General features: G+C 65.6%; 21 protein-coding genes. 9 read left to right on the top strand and 12 right to left on the bottom strand.

Annotation, left to right across the window (positions count from 1 at the left end):
• Nucleotides 1–15 precede the first annotated feature (15 nt).
• Together AB0J47_RS30440 and AB0J47_RS30435 are read right to left on the bottom strand one after the other, a co-directional pair.
• Nucleotides 16–1323, bottom strand: coding sequence for a hypothetical protein (locus AB0J47_RS30440; RefSeq protein WP_364353683.1), 1308 nt, complete (start codon nt 1321–1323; stop codon nt 16–18).
• 119 nt (nt 1324–1442) lie between these two features.
• The gene (locus tag AB0J47_RS30435) at nt 1443–3701 is read right to left on the bottom strand and encodes an AAA family ATPase (RefSeq protein WP_364353680.1); all 2259 of its coding nucleotides are present in this window, start codon (nt 3699–3701) and stop codon (nt 1443–1445) included.
• A 752-nt stretch (nt 3702–4453) separates the two neighbouring features.
• On the opposite strand from AB0J47_RS30435, the gene AB0J47_RS30430 reads away from it, so the two are divergent.
• Entirely contained in the window at nt 4454–4945 is a 492-nt protein-coding gene (locus AB0J47_RS30430; RefSeq protein WP_364353677.1) for a hypothetical protein, read from the top strand.
• Between the two features lie 161 nt (nt 4946–5106).
• On the opposite strand, the gene AB0J47_RS30425 is transcribed toward AB0J47_RS30430, so the two are convergent.
• From AB0J47_RS30425 to AB0J47_RS30405, 5 genes are all read right to left on the bottom strand, one after another.
• Nucleotides 5107–5547 carry a hypothetical protein gene (locus AB0J47_RS30425; protein WP_364353674.1) on the bottom strand — a complete coding sequence of 147 codons (441 nt, stop codon included), beginning with the start codon at nt 5545–5547 and terminating at the stop codon, nt 5107–5109.
• Nucleotides 5548–5685: 138 nt separating this feature from the next.
• A complete protein-coding gene (locus tag AB0J47_RS30420; protein WP_364353671.1) occupies nt 5686–6039 on the bottom strand; it encodes a UBP-type zinc finger domain-containing protein in 354 nt (117 codons plus the stop codon).
• The gene (locus tag AB0J47_RS30415; protein WP_364353668.1) at nt 6036–7541 is read right to left on the bottom strand and encodes an ATP-binding protein; all 1506 of its coding nucleotides are present in this window, start codon (nt 7539–7541) and stop codon (nt 6036–6038) included. The genes AB0J47_RS30420 and AB0J47_RS30415 overlap by 4 nt, the downstream gene beginning before the upstream one ends.
• Nucleotides 7542–7555: 14 nt before the next feature.
• Nucleotides 7556–9223, bottom strand: a complete 1668-nt coding sequence (locus AB0J47_RS30410; RefSeq protein WP_364353665.1) for an FAD-dependent oxidoreductase — start codon at nt 9221–9223, stop codon at nt 7556–7558.
• Nucleotides 9224–9244: 21 nt separating this feature from the next.
• Nucleotides 9245–9430 carry a hypothetical protein gene (locus AB0J47_RS30405; RefSeq protein ID WP_364353662.1) on the bottom strand — a complete coding sequence of 62 codons (186 nt, stop codon included), beginning with the start codon at nt 9428–9430 and terminating at the stop codon, nt 9245–9247.
• A 208-nt stretch (nt 9431–9638) separates the two neighbouring features.
• On the opposite strand from AB0J47_RS30405, the gene AB0J47_RS30400 reads away from it, so the two are divergent.
• Complete coding sequence (locus AB0J47_RS30400) at nt 9639–10094, top strand: SRPBCC family protein (protein ID WP_364353659.1); 456 nt, start codon at nt 9639–9641, stop codon at nt 10092–10094.
• A 222-nt stretch (nt 10095–10316) separates the two neighbouring features.
• Here AB0J47_RS30400 and AB0J47_RS30395 read toward each other — a convergent pair whose 3' ends face one another.
• Entirely contained in the window at nt 10317–11345 is a 1029-nt protein-coding gene (locus tag AB0J47_RS30395) for a beta-ketoacyl-ACP synthase III (protein WP_364353656.1), read from the bottom strand.
• Nucleotides 11346–11568: 223 nt separating this feature from the next.
• Here AB0J47_RS30395 and AB0J47_RS30390 point away from each other — a divergent pair, with 223 nt between their 5' ends.
• The 5 genes from AB0J47_RS30390 (at nt 11569) to AB0J47_RS30370 (ending at nt 15595) form a co-directional block, all read left to right on the top strand.
• On the top strand, nt 11569–11841 hold the full coding sequence (locus AB0J47_RS30390; protein WP_364353653.1) for a GlsB/YeaQ/YmgE family stress response membrane protein: 273 nt from the start codon (nt 11569–11571) through the stop codon (nt 11839–11841).
• A 177-nt stretch (nt 11842–12018) separates the two neighbouring features.
• Nucleotides 12019–12741: a phosphatidylserine decarboxylase gene (locus AB0J47_RS30385; protein WP_364353650.1), complete on the top strand. Its 723-nt coding sequence runs from the start codon at nt 12019–12021 to the stop codon at nt 12739–12741.
• A complete protein-coding gene (locus AB0J47_RS30380) occupies nt 12738–13640 on the top strand; it encodes a phosphatidylcholine/phosphatidylserine synthase (RefSeq protein ID WP_364353647.1) in 903 nt (300 codons plus the stop codon). Before AB0J47_RS30385 ends, AB0J47_RS30380 begins: the two co-directional genes overlap by 4 nt.
• 63 nt (nt 13641–13703) lie before the next feature.
• On the top strand, nt 13704–14744 hold the full coding sequence (locus AB0J47_RS30375; protein ID WP_364353644.1) for an RNA polymerase sigma-70 factor: 1041 nt from the start codon (nt 13704–13706) through the stop codon (nt 14742–14744).
• 113 nt (nt 14745–14857) lie between these two features.
• Nucleotides 14858–15595: a Clp protease N-terminal domain-containing protein gene (locus AB0J47_RS30370; protein WP_364353640.1), complete on the top strand. Its 738-nt coding sequence runs from the start codon at nt 14858–14860 to the stop codon at nt 15593–15595.
• Nucleotides 15596–15775: 180 nt separating this feature from the next.
• Here the strand turns inward: AB0J47_RS30370 and AB0J47_RS30365 are convergent, their stop codons facing one another.
• Together AB0J47_RS30365 and AB0J47_RS30360 are read right to left on the bottom strand one after the other, a co-directional pair.
• The gene (locus AB0J47_RS30365) at nt 15776–17833 is read right to left on the bottom strand and encodes an NAD(+) synthase (protein WP_364353638.1); all 2058 of its coding nucleotides are present in this window, start codon (nt 17831–17833) and stop codon (nt 15776–15778) included.
• A 44-nt stretch (nt 17834–17877) separates the two neighbouring features.
• Nucleotides 17878–18552: a suppressor of fused domain protein gene (locus AB0J47_RS30360; protein WP_364353635.1), complete on the bottom strand. Its 675-nt coding sequence runs from the start codon at nt 18550–18552 to the stop codon at nt 17878–17880.
• 160 nt (nt 18553–18712) lie between these two features.
• Between AB0J47_RS30360 and AB0J47_RS30355 the strand changes: the two genes are divergently transcribed.
• Both AB0J47_RS30355 and groL read left to right on the top strand, forming a co-directional pair.
• Complete coding sequence (locus AB0J47_RS30355) at nt 18713–19012, top strand: hypothetical protein (RefSeq protein WP_364353632.1); 300 nt, start codon at nt 18713–18715, stop codon at nt 19010–19012.
• A 224-nt stretch (nt 19013–19236) separates the two neighbouring features.
• Nucleotides 19237–20862, top strand: a complete 1626-nt coding sequence (groL, locus tag AB0J47_RS30350) for a chaperonin GroEL (RefSeq protein WP_364353629.1) — start codon at nt 19237–19239, stop codon at nt 20860–20862.
• Nucleotides 20863–21122: 260 nt separating this feature from the next.
• Here the strand turns inward: groL and AB0J47_RS30345 are convergent, their stop codons facing one another.
• A complete protein-coding gene (locus AB0J47_RS30345; protein ID WP_364353626.1) occupies nt 21123–22145 on the bottom strand; it encodes a DUF6585 family protein in 1023 nt (340 codons plus the stop codon).
• A gap of 218 nt (nt 22146–22363) precedes the next feature.
• Nucleotides 22364–23356 (bottom strand): superoxide dismutase, encoded by a 993-nt coding sequence (locus AB0J47_RS30340; RefSeq protein WP_364353623.1) that lies wholly within the window; start codon nt 23354–23356, stop codon nt 22364–22366.
• Between the last annotated feature and the right edge of the window lie 85 nt (nt 23357–23441).

Genomic DNA, 23441 nt, shown 5'->3' with positions numbered 1-23441 from the left:
CTCCGCGCGGATGGGCTATATGTCCGCTAACGTTTCCTCGTCGACGGATTGCCCCGGCCTGGGTCGGCTGCGCGGTCGGAATCGGCGCAGCACTACCAACCCGAGGGCCGAACCGCAGGCTATCGCGAGCGCGGTCCGGCCGGCCAGGGCTTGATGGTCGGCACCCCCGTTCAGCGGCCATTCGGCGGTGTCGTGCGGCAATGCGGTGATGATCGACGGCAGATACAGCGCGGAGAGGGCGAGCACCCCGCTCGGTGCGTATCGGGGACGCGCGGTGCCACAGCAGTAACCGGCTGTCAGTGCCAGTGCCGCACTGCCCGCCGCGGTCACGTAGCCATGGTCGTGGGTGGGTTTCACCAGGGCGAATACCGCGAGTCCGGTGATCAGCGAGATGGCGATGAAGGTCGAGGGCAGGCGAATCCCGATGAGCAGTCCGACGGCGGTGACCGCGATCAACGCGGCGATGCTCCACCCGGGCCGCGGATCCCCGCCGATCGCCTCGGCGGCGGCGACCAGAGCCACCGCCAGATACACCCCGGTGCCGTCGCGCGCGGGTAGCAACATGGCCGCGGCGGTGGCGGCGATGACCGTCGCGGCGACCGCCATCCCGATTTCGACCGCATGACTGACGTTCGGCGCATGTTGATACTGGCGCGCCAGCCATTCGGTGATGGCCAGGATCACCAGTGCCAGCACCATCGAGGCCAGGATCGGCGTGACCGGAAGTTCGACGGCGATCCGCGGCGGCTTCGATTCCTCGGCCTTGGACCGATTGCGCAGCGTACTGACGATCAGCAGCACCACGGCAACACTGACGAGCCAGCGTGGCGGCGTCTCGAGCACCGCGTACGGATTGTCTTCGGAGATCTCCAATAGTTCCGCGAGATCACCGAAGACGAAAAAGCCCGCGGCGCCGATCGCGAATCCGACCGCCGGACCCGATCGGCGCCGCACCGCCGCACCCAACGCACCGAGCAGCACACCGGCCAGAATCGAATCCAGATAGTTCTGGGTGGTCAGCAGGTCGGCTGAGGAGACATGGCGTCCGGCAATGTGATTGATGTCCATTGCGATCGCGCCGAATAGTGCCGCCGCCCATGCCACCAGCGGCTTGTGGAAGGTGATGACCATCACCGCGACGGCCACCGCGACGATCACCCCGGTCGCGGCGCCGCGCGGGACGCTGTTGTTCAGGCTGGCCAACCGATACGGCGAACTGTCGGCGGTCCAACTGAAGCTGATCGGTAGGAACAGTGCGGTGCCCGCGACCGCGGCCCCGAAGAAGGCCGTGATCGTATCGATCGCATTGCCGATCTTGCGCACCTCGTCGAACTTACTCGCGCTCGACGCGGGATCCGATGATTGCGCCCAAATTGCCCGAATATGTCGGATCTGCGGAAAATGCAGGAAGACAGCAATTACCGGACGATTGCTTCAATCGGCTATCGGCGACTTTCGGCGTACCGGCGCAGCGACTCGACCTGCTCGGCATCCAGCGACGGCCGCACCACCGCCCTGGCCGCCGCGACATCCCCGGCGGTGACGTCGGCGGCGTCCATATCCCGGCGCATCGCGGTCAATGCGGCCTCGCGCAGCAGCGCACTGCAATCGGCTGCGGAATAGCCGTCCAGATCGGCGGCGAGCGCGGCCAGGTCGACATCGGCGGCCAGTGGTACCGACTTCCCGGCGGCCCGCAGGATTTCCAGTCGGGCGTCGCCATCCGGTGGCGGCACGAAGATCAGCCGTTCCAACCTGCCGGGGCGAAGCAGTGCGGGATCGATCAGCTCCGGACGGTTGGTCGCACCGAGCACGACCACATCGCGCAGCGGTTCCACGCCGTCGAGTTCGGTCAGCAGTGCCGCGACCACGCGGTCACCGACGCCGGAGTCACTGTTGCGACCGCGGCGCGGCGCCAGCGCGTCCACCTCGTCCAGAAAGATCAGCGAAGGCGCGGAATCGCGTGCGCGCTGGAACAATTCGCGCACCGCGCGCTCGGAGGCGCCGACCCATTTGTCCATCAATTCGGCGCCTTTGACCGCATGCACGCTGAGCTGACCGGTCCCGGCCAGTGCGCGGATCAGGAAGGTCTTACCGCAGCCCGGCGGGCCGTAGAGCAGTACGCCGCGCGGTGGATGAATGCCGAGGCGGGCGAACGAATCCGGATGGCGCAGCGGCCAGAGCACGGTTTCGGTGAGTGCCTCTTTGGTTTCGACCATGTCCCCGACGTCATCGAGGCTGAGGCTGCCGATCGCGAGTTCCTCGGTCCCGGAACGCGATAGCGGCCGGATCACCTCGGTGGCACCGAGCAGGTCGGGTTGGGTCAGCTCCGGTTCCGACTGTTGTTTACTGGCCCGCAAAGCCGCGCGCAGTGCCGCCTCGCGGCACAGCGCGGCCAGATCCGACACCACGAATCCGGGTGTGCGCGAGGCGATTTCATCTATCTTCAGATCCTTGGTCGGTACCTTGCGCAACAGCTGCTCGAGCAGAGCCTTGCGTACGGCGGCGGTCGGCAGCGCGAGTGCGAGTTCGCGATCGCAGAGATCGGGCGCGCGCAGCCGTGGATCGATACCGGCCGGATGTGCCGTGGTCGCCAGGAGTGCCACGCAGGGTTCGGCGATCGCGGCGCGCAACTGGTCCAGGATCAGCGTGGCGACCGGTTCAGCCGGTGCAGGCAGCAGTGCGTCGATATCTGTGACGAGCAGGATTCCGCCTCGCCCGCAACCGATTTCGGATACTGCGGCCGCGACCTCGCGCAACCGCGCACCGCTTTCGGCCGCGCCGACCGTCGGGCCATCCAGTTCGACAATGCGCCGTGGCGCGGCCACCGCACGCGCCAGCGTGGCTTTGCCGACTCCGGCCGGGCCGGTGATCAACACGCCGAGGTGTGGTGTGGCGCCGAGGGCCTTCAGCAATTCCGGTTCGTCGAGTGCCAGGCTGAGCCACTCCTGGAGTTTCGTGGCCTGCCCGTGCGCACCCGCCAGATCCTCGACCGGAATGGCCGACTCGCCGACGGTCGCGGTCCAGCCCGCGCCCGTCCCATTGGTCGCGGCCAGCGCCGCGGCCTCGGTGGCCCCACGCGCGGCCTCACCCGCCGGGACCGGCAACCCGGCCGCCGCCCGATCGGCGGAAACCCGGGCCGCCACCGCACTCGCGCCCCAGACCACCGCGGTATTCGGCTGCACGCTCACCGGAGCGCGACCGGGATCGGTCGCGGTGACGGTCAGTAACTCGGTGGTCCACGCGATGCCGAAGGTGCGCGAAAGGGCTTGGGTGGCAGCCGAAGAGCTGATATCCGGGCCGAGGTCGCGGGGCAGCAGCGATACCGCGTCACCGACCGTGACCACCTTGCCCAGCAGCGCCTGCCGCAGCGTCGCCGCCGGAATGGTCCTGGTGGCATGCACCGAACCGCTCACCGAGATCTGCTTGGCGCCGTACACGGTCGCGGGGGAGACCACGACATTCGCGTCCTCACGCAGCCCCGCGTTGGACAATGTCACGTCATCGAGTAGTGCCACACCGGCCGGTGTGCCAGCTGGAGCCTTCCCGACCACCGCGGCGGTGCGTCGTGCCCCGACCAGTGCGATTCCGTCCCATTCCCGCAGGCCGAGCGCGGTCAGTGCCTCCGGATGTAACCGGACCACTCCGCGCCTGGCATCTGCGGCGGAGGGATTCAGTCGTGCGGTGAGCGCGAGTTCTGCCACTGTGTCATTCTGCCCGCGTCCGGCCCTCGTTGGTCGGCGGACCGTCGGATAGTTCGCAGATAAGCGGAAAATCCTCGATGGCGAGTGCCCCGATCCGCTATTTCCGGCTGGCATCCGAAATTGTGAATGTAATCACGGAACCGAAAACGGCCTTGGATCGTCGTCGATATCGCCGATCGGACGTGCAATCGCGGCAGTGCGCTCTGACCAGTAATTTAGCGCCGGAGATTGGTACGCGTGTCCGAGTCGATCTCACCGGCCTCGGCCAATGACACCGCCACCGCGGATCGACCGGGGCCTACCGCTCACTTGCGATATAACGGGCGACTGTTGCGGAGTTCGAAGCTCGGCTCGAGCAAATGCAGGGCATCCATCATGCGGCCCGACCGCATCAGAAATCGATATCGACCGCATCGAGAGTGAGTGCGGTGATGATGCCCGCGCGCCCGCCCGCGCCGAGGATCCGGTGGTAGCGCTCGATCCGCGGAACTGTGCATAGCTAAACTTCGGCAATTGTCACGATTTCATGATTGACGAACCCCAATGTGCGACAACGAATTCCGCACGCTAACGTTCGGGTCCTGCCCCTTGTCGGGCGGGACAACAAAGTGGAGGGAATTCAAGAAATGAAGTTCGGAAAGATCACTACTGCTGTCTTTATGGCTGTCACCGCGGTGGGGATTACCGCGGCTACCGCCAATGGGCAGCCCGCCGTGGCGACTGACCAGCCGGCGGCAGTGACCCAGGGGGGCGTGACTTCTGGTGTTGCACACGGAATCAACTACCACACAACGGTTTCCCCAACTGATAAGTCCATCACCTGGGCAGTTGACAGCGGCCGGTTCGAGCTCGCCTCGGACGGTGCCGCAGTGCTGCTGAAGTCCAACGACGGCGCGACGGTGGACCAGGTGCCGCTGCACTCCGAGGTCGCGGGACTTCCGATCGCGGTGAGCCAGCAGATCAGCGCGGACGGCCACACCCTCGCGCTGACTTCGACGATGACCCCGACGGACACCGCGAAGTTGAAGGACATTGCCGGGCTGAAGGACATCAGCTCCTACGACCGGCTCATGGAGCAGGTCAACAAGAACCTGCCGGGCATCGTTATCGGTGCCGTTATCGGGGCTTTCATCCCCTTCCTGTGGATCATCAGCATCCCGGCCGGTGCGCTGATCGGCGGATATGTCATGGGCGGCCAGGAGTTCCTCGACGCCGTGATCGCGTTCGCCACCGGTCAGCCCTGATCCGACGGAGCGACTCCGTGAGGGTGCGTAGGTGATTCCCGCCTGCGCACCCGCGCGGCCGTGAACCTCTTGAATAGAACGCGCGTACGCAGCGCCTGCCCGCTGCGTACGCGCGTTCTGTGTGCATGCGGCGGCTGGTGCTGCGACCGAGCAGCGCGAGCCTATTTGTCCTTTTCGACGATCCCGGCGGCCACCGCGACCGGAGTATCGACGTAGCTGGGGGCCAGGCAAACGAGTTTGGCGGTGCCGAGGGCGACATTCGGGCTGCCCTCGAACTCGCTGCCCGGATTCTCCGCGAGCACCTTCTCGATCAGCGACTTCTCCTCGGTGCTGTCCAACTTCTTGAATTCACCGCAGGTGGTGCTCGAGGCCGGGCCCAGCGAGGGGTAGTTCGCCGTGGTCTTGGTGGTGGTCGGTGCGTCGGCGGCCGTGGTCGGTGCGGCGCTGGTCGCGGACGTGGTGCTCGCAGGCGTACTGGTGCCTGTCGCGCCCTTGCGCAGACCGTTCGCGTCGGAGCTGGAATCGTCCGAACTGCCACATCCGGCCAGCGCGACGGCCACCGCCCCGGTGGCCAGGACGATGGCGGTAACTCGCTTGATCACGTGCGTTCCCCGGTAACTCGCGGCGCCGGAGTCTCCGGCGCGTCCGGAGCAGGGTACCGGGTGAGATCGTTCGGCTGTCATGGAGCCCACAGTGCGGTGCGGGCCTTTCGTTGCGTTCTGCCAAACGATCCCTGATGGTCAGTGGATGCGGCTCTGCCAATCGGCGGGCACTCGACCGCGCGGCCCGGGCACCGGCTGGTCCACCGGATGATGCGTCGGCGGTGCGAGTTCCGGTCCGCCGCTGTACATCTCATCGGAGCGGAAGTCGAAGAACCAATCCTCGCCCGGCTCAAAGCTCTGTATGAACGGATGTCCGGTGTCCTTGGCGTGCTTGGAGGCGTGCTGCTCCGGCGAGGTGTCGCAGCAGCCGATATGCCCGCACTGCGCACAGCGCCGCAGATGCACCCACCAGCCCTGGGCCGCTTCACATTCCAGACAACCCGAACCGCTCGGCGCGACCGCGGGATCGATACCTTCCAACTCCTGTGTCATGACTGACCTCCTGCATCGGCTTCGGAACGGTCGCCGGACTCCGGCATGTCCTCGGGAGGATGCAGCGGGAGCCAGACCGTGAATCTGGTATTGCCCGGCTCGGAATCGAGCTGGATATCGCCGTGGTGCTTATTCACCACGATCCGGAACGAAATGTCCAGGCCCAGACCGGTTCCCTCGCCCACCGGCTTAGTGGTGAAGAATGGTTCGAAGATGCGGCTGCGCACCTCGGCCGGGACGCCGGGACCGGTGTCGCCGATCTCGATGACGGCGCAATCGTTTTCGTGCCTGGTGCCGATGGTGAGCTTGCCCTGGCCGTTCATCGCGTACACCGCGTTATCGATCAGGTTGGTCCACACCTGATTCAATTCCGCCGCGTAGCAGGGCACTTCGGGCAGTGTCCGGTCGTACTCCTTGACCACCTCGACGCCGTCGCCGAGTTTGCGGCTCAGCATCACCAGTGTGCTGTCGAGCAGTTCGTGGATGTCGACCACCTGGAACGGTGCCCGATCCATCTGCGAATACTGTTTGGCCGCACCGATCAGGGTGGAGATGCGGGTGGTCGAATCGGCGATCTCGTTCATCAGCAGTTCGGTCTCGATGGTGTAGTTCAGCCATCGGATCGCGCCCTGGAACACCTGGTCGGGGCAGCCCTCGAGGGTAGCCGAAACCCGTTCCAGCCAGTCCACATCGAAACCCGCCTGCACGAAATTCGGGGCCAGGTTCCAGCCGTCCGCTATGCCGTGATCCTCCAGCCATTCGCTGAGGATGTCCTCGCGCTCGGAGGCCTCCAGTGTCGTCAGCTCCGGGGCCTTCGCGACCTGGGCTGCGGCCTCCTCCTGCAGACGCACCAGCGCCTCCAGGGACGCGGTGTCGAACTTGCCCTGCGCCATCATGGCCAACTTGTGCCGCATGCCGGCGACCCGATCGCGCAGCCCGGACGTGGCGCGCACGGCGGCGGCGGCCGGGTTGTTCAGCTCATGGGTTAGACCAGCCGACAACGAACCGAGCGCCAGCAGGCGTTCGCGCTGGGCGATCCGCTCGTTGCTCTTGCGGTTGCCGAAGAACGCGCCCTCGAGCAGGTGCACGGCCATCGGGAACCAGTCGTGCATCATGCGCGCGAAACTGCCTGCGTCGAGCACGAAGAACCGCGACCTGCGAGTCACATACATCGAGCCGTTGTAGGTCTGGTCGACCTTGTCGCCGAGGTAGGCGGTCCACGCGCCCGCGTACGCGCCGCGGTAGTCGGTGCGCGTCGTCTCGATCTCCGCGCCGCCGGAGAGCTTGGTGAGCTGCACCTCGCCCTCGATCATCACGTAGAAGCAGGTGGCCGGATCGCCCTCCCGGAAGACCAGTCCCGTTTCGATGATCTCGATGCGGCCATGGGCGCACAGCAGCTCCAGCTGTTCGTCGGTGAGCTTCTCGAACAGAAAGAGGCTGCGCAGCTCCGCCGGATCGCAGACCAGATGACTGCTGCGATCCGCTGTCTCCTTCGAATTCATGGTCCAGCCTCCTATCACGCCAGGTACCGATGCACGAGCATGACCGCCATCGCACCCTCGCCGACCGCCGAGGCGACCCGCTTCGCCGAGTCGGCGTGCACGTCACCCGCGACGAAAACGCCGGGGACGTTGGTCTCCAGGTGATGCGGCGGTCTGGGTAGCTCCCAGCCCGCGGGTCTGGTTCCGTCGACGAGCAGGTCGGGACCGGCGAGCACATAGCCCGCCTCGTCCCGCTTGACCACGCCATCGAGCCAGTCGGTTTGTGGTGCGGCACCGATGAACAGGAACAACCGTTCGGCCTCGGCTTTTTCTTCCGCGCCGGTTCGGTTGTTGCGCAGCACGATCTGCTGCAGGTGATCGTCGCCGTCGGCGGCGATCACTTCGCTATCGGTGTGCACCCGGATATTCGGTATCTGCCCGATCTGCTGGATCAGATAGTGCGACATGGATTTCTCCAGCGAATCCGCGCGGACCACCAGATGCACCGTGCGCGCGTTGCGGGACAGGAATACTGCCGCCTGCCCCGCGGAATTCGCCCCGCCGACAATGTAGACATCGTGGTCGGCGCATTCGGAGGCCTCGGTCATGGCCGAGCCGTAATAGACACCGCGCCCGGTGAAATCGTCCACGCCGGGTGCGGGATGACGCCGGTAGTCCACACCCGTCGCGATGATCACCGTGTGCGCGCAGAGCCGTCCGCCGTCGGCGAACCGCACGGTGCGCGCGGACCCGTTCACCTCGAGCCCGACCACCTCGCGTGTGGTGATCACCTCGGCACCGAATTTCGCGGCCTGCCGCCGCGCCCGATCGGCCAGCTGAGCGCCGGACAGCCCGTCCGGGAAGCCGAGATAGTTCTCGATGCGCGAACTCTGGCCCGCCTGGCCGCCGGTCGCGGTGCGCTCGACTAGCACCGTGCGCAGGCCCTCGGAGGCGCCGTAGACGGCCGCGCCGAGTCCGGCGGGTCCACCGCCGACCACGATCAGGTCGTAGAAGTCACCGGTCGGATTGGTGTTGAGCCCGACGCTTTCGGCCAGTTCGCCGTCGCTCGGTTGCACCAGCGCCTGCCCACCAGGTGTGATCACCACCGGACAGATATTGGGATCGGCACCCGCGGCCTCGAGCAGCCGTGCGCCTTCGGGTTCCTCGGCCAGGTACCAGCGGTAGGGCAGCTGATTGCGGGCCAGGAATTCGCGCACCTCCGACGACCGCGGCGACCAGCGGTTACCGACCACCTTGGTCTCGGTGACGGGTTTGTGGTCGTTGCTGCGCCAGGCTTCGAGCAGTCCGTCGAGGACGGGATACAGCTTCTCCTCCGGCGGATCCCACGGTTTGAGCAGATAGTGGTCCAGGTCGATGACATTGATCGCATCGATCGCGGCGCTGGTATCGGCGTAGGCGGTCAGCAGCACGCGGCGCGCGTACGGGTGCAGATCCATGGCCTGCTCGAGGAATTCGATGCCGTCCATGCCCGGCATCCGATAATCGGCGATCAGTACCGCGACCGGTTGGCCGCGCAGTTTCATCTCACGCAGTGCGTCGAGCGCGTCCGGGCCCGACTCCGCGCGCAGAATCCGGTACTCGGCCCCATAACGGCGGCGCAGGTCGCGGACGACCGCGCGGGAAACTCCCGGATCGTCGTCGACACTGAGGATGGCCGGTTTCGTAGCAGCGGATGCAGTCACCTATCGAGTATGGAACGCTCGTCAAACGCGATGATCGCGCACCAGGTCGAGTTCGGTGGGCGTGAGCAGGCGTTCGAGTTGTTCGTCTATAGGGTGTGCGAAGCGTGGCGTGGAGATGTCTCGAGTTGCGGGTGTCTCGGGTGCGATGGCGGGAAGCAGCGGAACCTGATCCAGGTGGCGTCGATGTAAGAGCGAGCGCAGTTTCACGGCCGATCACCTCACGCTTGACGGAAAAGCTTGTGGCAGTGTCTGATGCTTCGTCTATCCGACATTGTGCGCGCGCCATTACAAAGCCGGGTGAACAAATCGCGAAAAAGTGACACATTTGTCTTCCAACAGCCGCCGACTAGGCTGTTTGCCGAACCGACAAGTCGTGCTAGACGGACATCCCTCACACAGTTCCTCGGAGGCAACGTTGCCGAAAAATATCGAAGCCACGATCGAGATCGCGGCACCGCCGGAACAGGTCTGGGCCGTTGTCGCCGATCTCAAGCGGATGCCGGAGTTCAGCCCGCAGTGCGTACGGATGCTCGCGCTCGGCACCCCGAAGGCGGGCACCTGGACGATCAACCTCAATACCGACGGCAAGAAATACTGGCCGACCACCGCGCGCATCGTGCGCTATGAGCCCAACCAGGCCTTCGCATTTCGGATCAACGAGAACCGCAGCATCTGGAGCTACACGCTGGAGCCGACCGATACCGGCACCCGGCTGATCGAACGCCGCGATGTGCCCAACGGCACCACCTGGTTCTCCCGCAAGTCCATCGATGCCGCGATGGGCGGCGAGGCGCTGTTCGAGGAAGAGCTCGAGCGCGGGATGAAGGTGACGCTCGACAAGATCAAGTCCGCGGTCGAGGCAGCCGCATAGGCCTCCGTTGTATCGCGAGCGTCGGGAACACCCTGTCGTGTTGATCGCAGGGCCCGTCAATCGTTGCCCTCGCACACCTTTCGTGCACCGACTCACCCCACGAAACGCCGCGTCCCAACCACGAAGGTATGCGAGAAGTAACTGCCCGGCAGGTCGACTCTAGGCAGGCGGCAGTTGTTGTTGCGGACCGAGACGGTGAAGGTCACCGGGGGCTGGGCTGGGTTACTGCCAGTTGGGCAGCGTCACGACCTGCGCGGCGTAGGACAGACCGGCACCGAAGGCGATCAGCAGCGCGGTATCGCCCGGCTTCGACTCACCCTTGCGCAGCAGCGCCTCCATGGCCAGCGGAATCGAGGCGGCCGAGGTATTTCCGGTCTCCTCGATGTCGTTGGCGAGTGCGCAGTGCTCGGGCAGCTTGAGCACCCGGGCCATGATCTCGATGATCCGGCCGTTGGCCTGGTGCGGGATCATCGCGTCCAGGTCGTCGGTGGATAGGCCCGCGCGATCGATGGCGTCGCGGCACACCTTCTCCAATGAATGTGCGGCCCAGCGGAATACCGCCGTACCCTCCATGGCGAGGTAGGGCCGCACCGCGTCCAGGCCCTTCTCCTCGATCTCTTCGAAGAATTCGATCCAGTCCTTGTCCTGTCGGATCGCGTGGTGCTGGGTGCCGTCCGACCCCCATACCGTCGGCCCGATGCGCTGCTCCTCGGATGGTCCGACCACCACCGCGCCCGCGCCGTCGGCGAACAGGAAGGCGGTCGCACGGTCCTTCGGATTGATGGTGTTGGTCAGCTTCTCGACGCCGATCACCAGCACATGTCCGGCGGTTCCGGCACGCACCAGATCCGAGGCCAGCGCGAGCGCGTGACAGAAGCCCGCGCATCCGGCCGAAATATCGAACGCCGCGGTGCCGTTCATGCCCAGCTCGGTCGCGATCTGCGGCGCGGCCGCAGGAGTCAGCAACAGGTGGGTGGAGGTGGCGACGATGACGCAGTCGACCTGATCGACTTCGACTCCCGCGGATTCCAGCGCGCCGCGGGAGGCCGCCACGCTCATGCTGTGAATCGTCTCTTCCTTGGAGGCGAAGCGCCGCGTTTTGATTCCGGAACGGGTGCGGATCCACTCGTCACTCGAGTCGATGGGTCCGGCCACCTCGTCGTTGGTGACGATTCGGGCGGGGCGGTAAACGCCGAGCCCGAGGATCGCCGTGTGCTCAGCCCCTGTTGTCTGGGCGATTCGAGCAGCCATGATGCGTCTCCTATGTACCTGCGGCGGCGCCGCCGGGTGCTACCCCGAAAGCAAAGATATGAGTCCCTCATCGGCCGGCCGCCTACGTCACCGTAGACATGAGGCCCCCTCATATTAGCCCGAGTCGCGCGTCTTGGGAGTGCGTATTCTCACATTTGGCGGGTATACCCCTGAAGCGCGCCCTGTGGTGCGGCGCTGACCCAACTAGTGATTCGAGGACACCATGCTCGGACTCGGGATAATCGGGTGGATCATCATCGGCGGTCTCGCCGGCTGGATCGCCAGCAAGATCATGAAGACGGATGCGCAACAGGGCATCCTACTCAACATCGTGGTCGGGGTGGTCGGTGGCCTATTAGGCGGATTCCTGCTCAAGGTGCTCGGCGTGGACGTCGAGGGCGGCGGACTCTGGTTCAGCTTCTTCACCTGCCTCGGTGGCGCGGTGATTCTGCTGTTCCTGGTGCGGTTGTTCACCGGCCGTAAAGCCATGAGCTGACAACTGTGTCGGATTTGTGGCGTTTGCGGGCCATCCGTGGTCACACGGGCTGCCTCCTCCGGGCCCGACGCAAACGCCGCAGTGCCACAGGCTCGGTTCCCGTAAGGTGTGAACGCTTGCGCCGGACCTATCGTTGAGGGGCGCAAACCGTCTGCATCGAGCACGAAAGAGGAGCCTGTGGCACGCCGTCCCACCCCGCCCGGCACGCCCGAAACGACCGGAGTCGGCCATGTCGTCGATCTGGTCCGGGCCGCGATTCCCCCACTGCATCCCGCCGGGCTGCCCTTCGTCGCGGCTCCACTCGCGGTGGCGGTAATCGGGGGTAAGCGCAAGTGGGTGCGCCGCACGGGGCTGTTGGCCGCCGCGGCCTGCGCAACCTTCTTCCGGCATCCGAACCGGGTGCCGCCGAATCGGGCGGGCGTGGTCGTCGCACCGGCCGACGGTGAGATCGCCCTGGTCGATACCGCGACTCCGCCCGCCGAACTGGGCCTCGGCGATGCGCCGATGCCGCGCGTGAGCATCTTCCTTTCGGTGCTCGACGTGCACGTGCAGCGCACGCCCATCTCCGGCACCGTGCGCACCGTGCTGCACCAATCCGGTCAGTTCCGTTCGGCGGATCTGCCGGAGGCCAGTGCGGTGAACGAGCGCAACAGCATGGTCATCGATACCCCCGGTGGCGCACAGCTCGTGGTCGTGCAGATCGCGGGTCTCTTGGCGCGGCGCATCGTCTGTGACGCGCAGGCCGGCGACAAACTGACCATCGGCGACACCTACGGCCTGATCCGTTTCGGATCCCGGGTCGACACGTACTTCCCGGCGGGTACCGAACTACTCGTCGAACCCGGACAGCGCACGATCGGGGGCGAGACCGTGCTGGCCGTACTTGCCACCGACTCATGATGGAGCAGGCCCTGCCCACACCGCAGCGAAGGCGCCGGTCCATCCGGCTGTTGCCGAGCATCGTGACAATCATGGCGCTGTGCGCCGGATTGTCCGCGGTGAAATTCGCCCTGGACGACAAGCTCGACATCGCTCTGGCGATGGTGGGCGCGGCGGCCGTACTGGACACCCTCGACGGTCGGCTGGCCCGGATGCTCGACGCCACCACCAAGATCGGCGCCGAACTCGATTCGCTCTCCGACGCCATCTCCTTCGGTGTCGCGCCCGGTCTGGTGATCTACATCGCGCTGCTGGACAGCAACAGCGCGGGCTGGATCATCGCGCTGGTTTTCGCGGTGAGCATTGTGCTGCGCCTGGCCAGGTTCAACACCCTGCTCGACGACGACACTCGACCGGAGTGGTCGCGCGAGTATTTCGTCGGCGTGCCCGCTCCCGCGGCGGCGCTGATCGCGCTGGTGCCGATCGGGCTGTACGTGCAGTTCGGTGACGGCTGGTGGGTCGGCTACTACGAGGTCGCCGCCTGGACGATCTTCGCGGCGGCATTGGCGGTCAGCACGATTCCGACGCTGGCCATGAAGTCGGTATCGGTGGCGCCGCAGGCTGCGGCCGGGCTGCTGGTGCTGACCGCGCTCGCGGCCGCGGCGCTGATCACCTATCCGATCGTGCTGCTGCTGGTGCTGGTCGCGCTGTATCTCGGGCATATCCCGTTCGCCTGGCATTCGCAGCGCTGGGTGGCCGCGCGTCCGGAAACCTGGCAGCACAAGCCGTCCGAGCGGCGGGCGCAGCGGCGGGCACAGCGGCGACGGCCGGCGCTGCGGCGTCCGGTGATCCGCGGGGCGAGCCGCCTGCGGCTGCGTAGTCCGGGTAAGGAACATCGATTGGACGACCTGCACCACTGAGCCGTTGCGGGTTGCCAGGTATTCCTTTAGGAATCATCTAGGTCGCACGGGAATGCTGCAGTTATGAGCAGCGTTGCGGCACTTGGTGGTTTGGGATTCTGGGGATTCGATCTGGGTCGGGTTTTCGGTGGTGGCCGGACCATCGGATCGGCCGGCGAACTCTCGAAGGCCGGGAGGATCGCGACCGGTACCGCCATCTTCGGCGGCCGAGCACGGAAGAAGGTGGCGGTGGAACCGGACGGATTGCGCGAATTCCAGGCGCATCGCCCGCGTCTGTTCGCACTCGCCTATCGGATGCTCGGCTCCGCGTCCGAGGCCGAGGAGGCGGTCCAGGAGACCTACCTGCGCTGGGATGGCACCGACCGCAGCACGATTCGTTCGGTCGAGGCATGGCTGACCACCACGGTCGTGAATCTCTGCCGCACCTGGCTGGTTTCGGCGCGGGCGCGCCGCGAGACTTACGTCGGGCCCTGGTTGCCCGAGCCGGTGCCGACCGCGCGCGGTGAGCTCGGGCCGCTGGAGACGGTGGAGGAGCGTGAGCTGGTATCGCTGGCGCTGCTGACGGCATTGGAGCGGTTGAGCCCGATCGAGCGGGCGGTTTTCGTACTGCGCGAGGCGTTCGGATACGCCCACCGGGAGATCGCGGACATGCTCGCGGTGTCGGAGGCCAATTCGCAGCAGATCTTCCGCCGGGCCGGTATCCGGGTGCGCGAGGGGCGGCCGCGTTTCGATGTTCCGGCCGATCAGGCCCGCGAACTGATCGAACGCTCCCTGAAGGCGGCGCGGGTCGGCGATATCGAGGCCTTGGAGCGGCTGCTCGCGGCCGATGTCGTCTCGACCGCGGACGGTGGCGGTCAGGTCACCGCGGCGCGGCGGCCGATTGTCGGAGCTCCCGCGGTCGCGCGGTACGTGGCCGGACTTTTCCGCTGGGAAGTGCCGGGGATGGTGATGGCGCTGGAGGAGATCAACGGCGCGCTCGCGGTCGTCGTGCGATTGGCGGGGGAGCCCGCGCTGGTGGTCGGTGTGGACACCCTCGAGGATGTGGTGACCGCGCTGCGCTTGATCGTCAACCCGGAGAAGCTGACCCATATCGGGCGGGAGTGACGCGGGTCATTATCCGAGGCTGTCAGGGATCGGTCGGCTGTCCTCGGCGGCGCGTCCCTGAATATCGTCAACTATTGGTTGACGAGACCGGATCGTCAACTTATGGTTGACGCATGACAATCAACGTACGACTCGACGATCTGATCGAGGGCATCAAAAAGGCACGTCCGGACAATGTGCTCGACCAACTCTCTGATGCCGTGGTCACGGCCGGGCATTTCGGCGAAGTGGCCGATCATCTGATCGGTCACTTCGTAGATCAGGCCCGCCGCTCCGGCGCCTCGTGGACCGATATCGGCGCGAGCATGGGTGTCACCAAACAGGCGGCGCAGAAGCGGTTCGTGCCGAAGGGGCCGGGTGATCCGGCGGAAGCCGCGGCCATGGATCCCAGTGCGGGTTTCGCGAAGTTCACCCCGCGCGCACGGAAGATGGTGGTGGCCTCCCAGGAAGCGGCACGCACCTCCGGTCATCCGGAGATCGCCGTCGGACATCTGGTGCTGGCCCTGCTGTCCCAGCCGGAAGGCCTCGGGGCCCGGGAGATCATCGCCCAAGGGGTAAAACTCGATGCGGTCCGGGACGCGGCAACAGCCGCCATCGCCCAGCGGTCCGCCGACCCTGCGAATTTGCCCGCGCTCATTCCGTTCGGAGCCGAGACCAAGAAGGTGCTGGAACTGACCTTCCGTGAGGCACTTAGGTTGGGACACAACTACATCGGAACCGAACATGTTCTGCTCGCACTGCTCGAACAGGAGAACGGTTCGGGGATCCTTTCCGCTCTCGGCGTCGACAAGGCGAAAGCCGAAGCCGATCTGGCCGAACTGCTGTCGGTGATCGCCGCCGAGAAGTCATGAACGTCTGGGCCGCGTTCGTCGCCGGACGACGTCGAATTGCCTGGATAGTCCTCGGCATTCGATGCGCGCACGCGGCCAGGGCGCGGCAGCGGCGGGCCATCCGATCGCGGGGGACGTCGGCGCGGCGCGCCTCACGGATACCGCTCGAATACCCTGCGCCCGTTGCGGCGTGACGGCGGTTCAGTGCTCCGGCACGTTGCGGGCGAGTTCGTCCAACCAGGCGGCGGCGGAGGCATCGCTCGGCGCACGCCAGTCGCCGCGGGGTGAAAGTGAGCCGCCCGAACCGACTTTCGGGGCATTGGGCAGGGTGGAGCGTTTGAACTGGCTGGTCTGGATGAAGCGGCGCAGGAATTCGGCGAGCCAGTGTTTGATGGTCGGCAGGTCGTAGGTGTTGCGCTGGTCGGCCGGAATGAGGTCCGGCCAGCTGCCGCGCTCGAGCTCGGACCAAGCGTGTCGGGCCAGGTAGGCGACCCGGCTCGGGCGGTAGCCGAAGCGCAGCAGGTAGTAGAGGTGGAAGTCCTGCAGTTCATAGGGGCCGACGGTGGCCTCGGAGCTCTGGCCCGGGGTAGTGGAATCGTGGCTGGGCACCAGCTCCGGCGAGATCTCGGTTTGCAGAATAGATGACAGCACGCGGCTTGCCTCGGCGCCGAACTGATGGGTATCGACCGCCCAGGCGATCAGATATTTGATCAGTGTTTTGGGGACCGAGGCGTTCACGCTGTAGTGCGCCATATGGTCGCCGACGCCGAAAGTGCACCAGCCCAAGGCGAGTTCACTGAGGTCGCCGGTGCCGACCACGAGTGCGTTGTGCTGGTTGGCGAGTCGGAACAGATGCGAGGTGCGCTCGCCCGCCTGCACGTTCTCGTAGGTCACGTCGTACTGCGCGATACCTTCGGCAGCAGGATGATTCAGGTCGCGCAGCATCTGGTTAGCGGATGGGCGGATATCGATCTCCTGCGCGGTCACGCCGAGTGCGTCCATCAGTGCGTGCGCGTCGGTGCGGGTTCGGGTGCTGGTCGCGAAGCCGGGCATGGTGTAGGCCAGTACATTTGTGCGCGGCAGTCCGAGCCGGTCCATGGTTTTGGCCGCGACGATCAGTGCCTGGGTGGAGTCCAGTCCGCCGGAGACGCCGATGACCAACCGCTGACTGCCGGTCGCGCGCAAGCGGGTGCTCAGACCCTCGACCTGGATGTGATGCACCTCGGCGCAGCGTTCGTTGCGGGCGACCGGATCGCTGGGAACGTAAGGGAACCGCTGGATTTCGCGGCGCAAGGCAATGACGCTCGTCGGAATAGGCAACTCCACTTCGATGCGCCGCAGCCGTAGCAGACGGTCGCGGTGATCGTGCACATTGTCGGCGAAACTGGTGGTGCGGATGCGATCCGCGGCCAGCCGCTGCAGATCGAGATCGGCGGTGATCAACTGGGGGTGGTCGGAAAACCGCTCGCCCTCGGCGAGCAGGTCGCCGTTCTCGCATACCAGTGCCTGTCCGTCCCAGGCCATATCGGTAGTCGATTCGCCGTGTCCCGCAGCCGAATATAGATATGCGGCCAGATAACGCGCGGAATGTGAGGTGCACAACGCGCGCCGGTAGTCGGCCTTGCCGATGACGATATTGCTCGCCGACAGATTGACCAGCACCGTCGCACCGGCCAGTGCGGCATACCCACTGGGCGGCAACGGAACCCAGCCGTCTTCGCAGATCTCCAGGTGGAATACGAAGCCGTCGAGATTGGTCGCGGTGAACAACAGGTCGGAACCGAACGGCACTCGCTGACCGGCGATCGTGATGTGATCGTCCAAGGTCTCACGCGCCGCCGCGAATTGGCGCTTCTCGTAGAACTCGCGGTAGTTCGGCAGATAGCTCTTCGGCGCGGCCCCGAGTACCTTGCCGCGGCATACCGCGATCGCGCAGTTGAACAGCCGACCCTGGGTCCGCACCGGCGCACCGACCAACAGCACCGTGTCGATTTCCCTGCTCGCCGCGACTATCTGCTCGATTGCCGTGCCGACCGCATCATCGAGCGCGTCCTGGTGGAACAGATCGTCGGCGGTGTAGCTGGCGAGTCCGAGTTCGGGAAAGACCGTCAGCACGACGCCGTCGGCGGCCGCTTTCCGAGCGAGCTCGAGTGTCTGCTCGACATTGAACGCGGGATCGGCGACCCGGATCCGCGGCACCGCGACCGCCACCCGTGCGAACCCGTGCCGATAGAGCGAGTTGAACGGCAGTGCGGGCACGGGCGTCCCCTTTCGGGATCGTTGATCTTCCTGCACTTCGAAATTTACGCCCGCCCGCGCAGACCCCCGCCCCAGCGCGGCCATTTCGCCTTCGTCTTCGGCTCCTCCATGAGCGGGCCGCGTTCGATATCGGTGACCAACAGCGGCAGCCGCGGCGCGAGTACGTCGAGCACGGCCTGGGTGTGACCGCCCTGCGCGGCCCGGTACTCCGGTATGGTCAGGCCGACGATCTGCAGGAACTGCACCCGCCCGTGCGGTGTGTCGATGGCGCCGAGCTCCGGGTCGACGGCGAAGGCCACGGCCTGGATATCCGAATCCGGATGGTCCGCGGCGATCGGACCGTTCGACTTGATGGTGTGGCCGGGTGCGAACCAATTCCCGGACTGGAACACATACCGGGCCAGATTCTGCAGGAAGTTCGCGGGCCAGACCGGCGGTTTCTCGTCGGCCGGGGTGCGCAGCAGCCGGAAGGTGAATTCGAATCCCCAGCCCGATTCGTCGGGGCTATCCCATTCCTTCTCGTACAGCTCGGTCATGCCGTAGCTGATGTAGTGCCAGTGTGGGACCGGTTCGGTGCGCGGATAAGCGCTGATGCCGTCCAGCGGATCGGGCCCGCCGAGCGACCAGGGGACCCCCGTCCCCCAATGGCTGGGTGCGGTGTCGTGGTACAGCTGTTCCAACGCGGCGTCGATAGCGTTCCAGCCGGGACTTTCACTCACCTGGACACCATAAGGTCGGCGCCGATCATGCGCCGCGCCACATGGATAGTCATTGGCGAGCAGCCATTTGCCGGTCGCGCGATCCGGGGCGGCGCGGCGGATTCCGGACTGGTCGGCCTGTCGGGAAAGGGCTGTTCCGCCGCACCGGTAAGCTATAGCAATGGCGGATGAGATGGATTCCGACCTGGTTGCGGGGGAACGACGCGCTGATCTCGAGCGTGCGCTGACCTATGTCTCCACCGAATCGCAGCCCGATGGCAGCTACATCATCAACGGCGACCTGCCGCCCGATGTCGCGCCACCGTTCATTCGGGCGATCATGCGGGTGGAGGCGGAGTTGCTGCTGAACGACGCCGAACTCGTAACGGTCGATGAGGGTGAACCACGCACGCCCGAGGAGCGCCGGGCCGATGCGTTCGTCGCACTGATACTCCGGGTGGACGACCGCAGCTCGGCCTGAGTCGGGGCTGAGCTGCGCGGCGGACCTTGCACTCGACACCCCTGAGTGCTAAAAAGGGCTTGGCACTCTCGACGTGTGAGTGCCAGGTCGGGACGGTGAGACCGGGTTCCATCGACACCCTCGGTCGTCCGTCGCGGGCACCGAACCTGGCCAGCGTAAATGGGACGATCCAACCTGCGATCGTCCTGTGTGTCAGCCATATACATGTGGAGGATCTCAACGCAATGGCCAAGACAATTGCGTACGACGAAGAGGCCCGTCGCGGCCTCGAGCGGGGCCTGAACGCCCTCGCCGACGCGGTCAAGGTGACGCTGGGCCCCAAGGGGCGCAACGTTGTCCTGGAGAAGAAGTGGGGCGCCCCCACGATCACCAACGATGGTGTTTCCATCGCCAAGGAGATCGAGCTGGAGGACCCGTACGAGAAGATCGGCGCCGAGCTGGTCAAGGAAGTCGCCAAGAAGACCGACGACGTCGCGGGCGACGGCACCACCACCGCCACCGTGCTCGCCCAGGCGCTCGTACGTGAGGGTCTGCGCAACGTCGCCGCCGGCGCCAACCCGCTGGGCCTGAAGCGCGGCATCGAGAAGGCCGTCGAGGCCGTCACGACTCGCCTGCTCGCCTCGGCCAAGGAGATCGACACCAAGGAGCAGATCGCTGCTACCGCGGGCATCTCGGCCGGCGACTCGTCCATCGGTGAGCTCATCGCCGAGGCCATGGACAAGGTCGGCAAGGAAGGCGTCATCACCGTCGAGGAGAGCAACACCTTCGGGCTCCAGCTGGAGCTCACCGAGGGTATGCGCTTCGACAAGGGCTACATCTCGGGTTACTTCGTGACCGACCCGGAGCGTCAGGAAGCGGTCCTCGAGGATCCGTACATCCTGCTCGTCGGTTCCAAGGTTTCCACCGTCAAGGACCTGCTGCCGCTGCTGGAGAAGGTCATCCAGGCCGGTAAGCCGCTGCTGATCATCGCCGAGGACGTCGAGGGCGAGGCCCTGTCGACCCTGGTCGTGAACAAGATCCGCGGCACCTTCAAGTCCGTTGCCGTCAAGGCGCCGGGCTTCGGTGACCGTCGCAAGGCGCAGCTCGCCGATATCGCCATCCTGACCGGTGGCGAGGTCATCAGCGAAGAGGTCGGCCTGTCCCTGGAGACCGCCGGCATCGAGCTGCTCGGCCAGGCTCGCAAGGTCGTCATCACCAAGGACGAGACCACCATCGTCGAGGGCGCGGGTGACGCGGAGGCCATCAAGGGCCGCGTCGCGCAGATCCGCACCGAGATCGAGAACTCGGACTCGGACTACGACCGGGAGAAGCTGCAGGAGCGTCTGGCCAAGCTGGCCGGCGGTGTCGCGGTGATCAAGGCCGGTGCCGCGACCGAGGTCGAGCTCAAGGAGCGCAAGCACCGCATCGAGGATGCCGTGCGCAACGCCAAGGCCGCCGTCGAGGAGGGCATCGTCGCCGGTGGTGGCGTGGCCCTGCTGCAGTCGGCTCCGGCGCTGGACGACCTGAAGCTGACCGGTGACGAGGCGACCGGTGCGAACATCGTGCGCGTCGCGCTGTCGGCTCCGCTGAAGCAGATCGCCTTCAACGCGGGCCTCGAGCCCGGCGTTGTCGCCGAGAAGGTCTCGAACCTGCCGGCGGGCCACGGCCTGAACGCCGACTCGGGCGAGTACCAGGACCTGTTGGCGGCAGGTGTCGCCGACCCGGTCAAGGTCACCCGTTCGGCCCTGCAGAACGCGGCCTCCATCGCGGCCCTGTTCCTCACCACCGAGGCCGTCGTCGCCGACAAGCCGGAGAAGGCCGCCGCTCCCGCTGGCGACCCGACCGGTGGCATGGGTGGCATGGACTTCTGAGTCCCGCCCCCCAGCACCACTTCTAGACCCGAAGGCCGGTCCACCAATGGTGGACCGGCCTTCGGTCTATCTGAACGGCAGCCTTGGTCTGGCGGAAGTTCTAAGGGCGCTATGGGTTTGCCTGCGGGTTGTGTGTGGGTGGTTATCGGAGGGGGATTTCGATTTCGCCGCTGCTATTCGACAGCGTTGAACGGAATGGCGATCGCGAGCGGATCAAAGCACTGTAGCTACCGATTCGGTGGAAGGTATTGGGGCGGGGGCTATTTCGATGGGGCCATCGGCTGCTTTGCGGGTGCCGTTGGTCGTTGGGTTGGGGGTTCGATTTGTTGATCGGCGGATGTCTCGGGAGCATTGCCGACCATTGGATCGGAGTCGATTACCGGCGTGGGTGGGTGGGGTTCGACTACCAGCGTGCGTTGATCGGGTTCGACGGCCGGTGTGATGGCGGGCAGTTCGGGATCCGCTGGTTCGATCGCGGCCGATTCTGCTGCGGCGGCCAGGCGTAAACGTTCGGCGAGTTCGTTGAAGATGTAGAAGTTGGGGATCTGGCCGACGGGGGTGAGCGAGACCCAGTTGCCGTCTACCTTCATGCGGACCAAACCGCTTCGGGCGTCGATCAATTGGATCTGTTCCCAGGCGTAGGCCCGGCTGCGGAAATAGAGTGCGGCCAGGTCGAGGGCGATTTCGCCGAAATGGACGGTCGCACCGTCATCGATGGCGGCCACGGCACGGGGGAGTTGGGCCAGGGTGACGGCCGATTGGATGGCCCTGCCCCATTCACGCGCCTCGCCGAACAGGGTGTCGTCGAATGCGGCCTCGGCGCCGTCGGGGCCCGACATCCGCAGTGAGTACTCGGTGTGGGCGGAATTCTGGAAAGGGATGACCTGTTGGCGCACTTCGGCACTGTTCCAGCGGAATCCGGCCACCTGCTCCCCCGAGCGATACACGGTCATGCCGAATTCGAATAGATCCAGCCGAGCCGTGCGGTGCCGACGATTGCGCCGCCCACGGAAGAATGCCAGGGACGCGGGCACCAGGGCGAGCAGACCGATCGCGAGCGCACCGGGATATGCCCCGACCGTCACACAGATAACTCCGACCGCCGCGAACCCGCCCGCGACGATCCCGTAGCCGCGCACGAGGCTGTCGCTCGCCGGCGCCGGTAGAAACGTCTGTCGGTGCGTGCCGAGCTTCTGATATTCGGCCATCAAGTGGATCAGCTGCGACAGTGGAACCTTTTGTAGGCCGCCGGTTCCGACATCGCCATGGCTCGGAGTGGTCAATTGTCCCTCCATGAGGCGGTTTTCCTCCGCGGCGAAGCGTATGACACTCGACCGAAGGTCGCCACCCCAGCCTCGTGCCCGGTCAGTCGGCCGAGCTTACGTCATCGCGACGGCATACCCGCGATGAGTGCGCGCGTTTCGTTGTGATTTAGATCAAGTCGTCATGCCGTGAATAAGCCGATGGCCGGTCCGCTGAACGGACCGGCCGCGCGACGGGATCAGAATCCGTCGACCGTCAGGACGGCGAACGGCATGGTCGGGGTGCCCGGTCCCATCGGCCCGCCCTTATCGAATTGGGAAGAGACCACTAGCGTCCGATCATTGCTGCGCACCAATGTGGTGGGAATTCGCAGGGATTCGTCGGCGATTTTGCGTTCCAGTTCGACGGTCGCGCCATCGTCGGTGATCTTCCAGCGGGTAATGGCGTTGCTGGCATTCTGGGCCGCCCACAGCGTGCTGCCGTGCAATTCCAGTCCGTCACCGTGTTTCAGATCGGCGCCGTGCATGGTCACCCGGCTAATCGGGGCCGGCGAATTCGCCGCGGTCGCAACGCGATACAGCTCACCGGAGTTCATGTCAACGATCAGCAGATAGCGACCGGAATCGTCGGACGCGATGCCGTTCAAGGTAAACGCGTCCGGCGTATGCGGGCTGATGCTGGTGCTCAGGTCGAATTGTGCTGTCAGATCGGCCTTTCCGCCGTGTGCCGCGATGACCTGCTCCGGGGTGACCCGGTAGACGACCGGTCGCAGGCTGTCGGTCAGATATGCGCTGCCGTCCGGTGTGATGGCCAGATCATTGACCAGCCTCGGTCCGGCGCCGGTGACATCGAAGCGGGCGATCAGCGCACGGCTGCCGGTGTCGTACACCGCGACTCCGGCCGTCGAGTCGATAACCCACAGTCGCCCCGCCGCATCGACTTTCAGTCCATTCGCGGTCTTGCGGCCGTCGGCCCCCTCGGGCAAGAAGATTTCGGCCCGTGTGGCACCGGGTGTCGCGCGGTAGACGGCGCCGTTGGCGTATGAGCCGACGTAGGTGTCACCGGTGCGCGGATCGACGGCGATGCCCTCCGGATAGACGCGATCACCGGGCAGTTCGTAGGCGGTGCTGATGTGGATGGCTGGTTGGCTCACGGCCTCCGTCGCCGTACCGCATGCCGCGACTGCGGTGCAGGCAATGGCGATGGCCATGGACGAGATGGTGCGGAACATGCTCGTGGCTCCTGGTAGTCGAACATCCAGATGTGTTCACATCTTGGAACGTGCACGAACATATATTAGAACTCTAATCAACGTC

Source organism: Nocardia sp. NPDC049737 (assembly GCF_040674755.1).
GTDB lineage: Bacteria > Actinomycetota > Actinomycetes > Mycobacteriales > Mycobacteriaceae > Nocardia.
The sequence above is the reverse complement of the archived record's forward strand: the minus strand, read 5'-3'. Positions and strand labels throughout refer to the sequence as shown.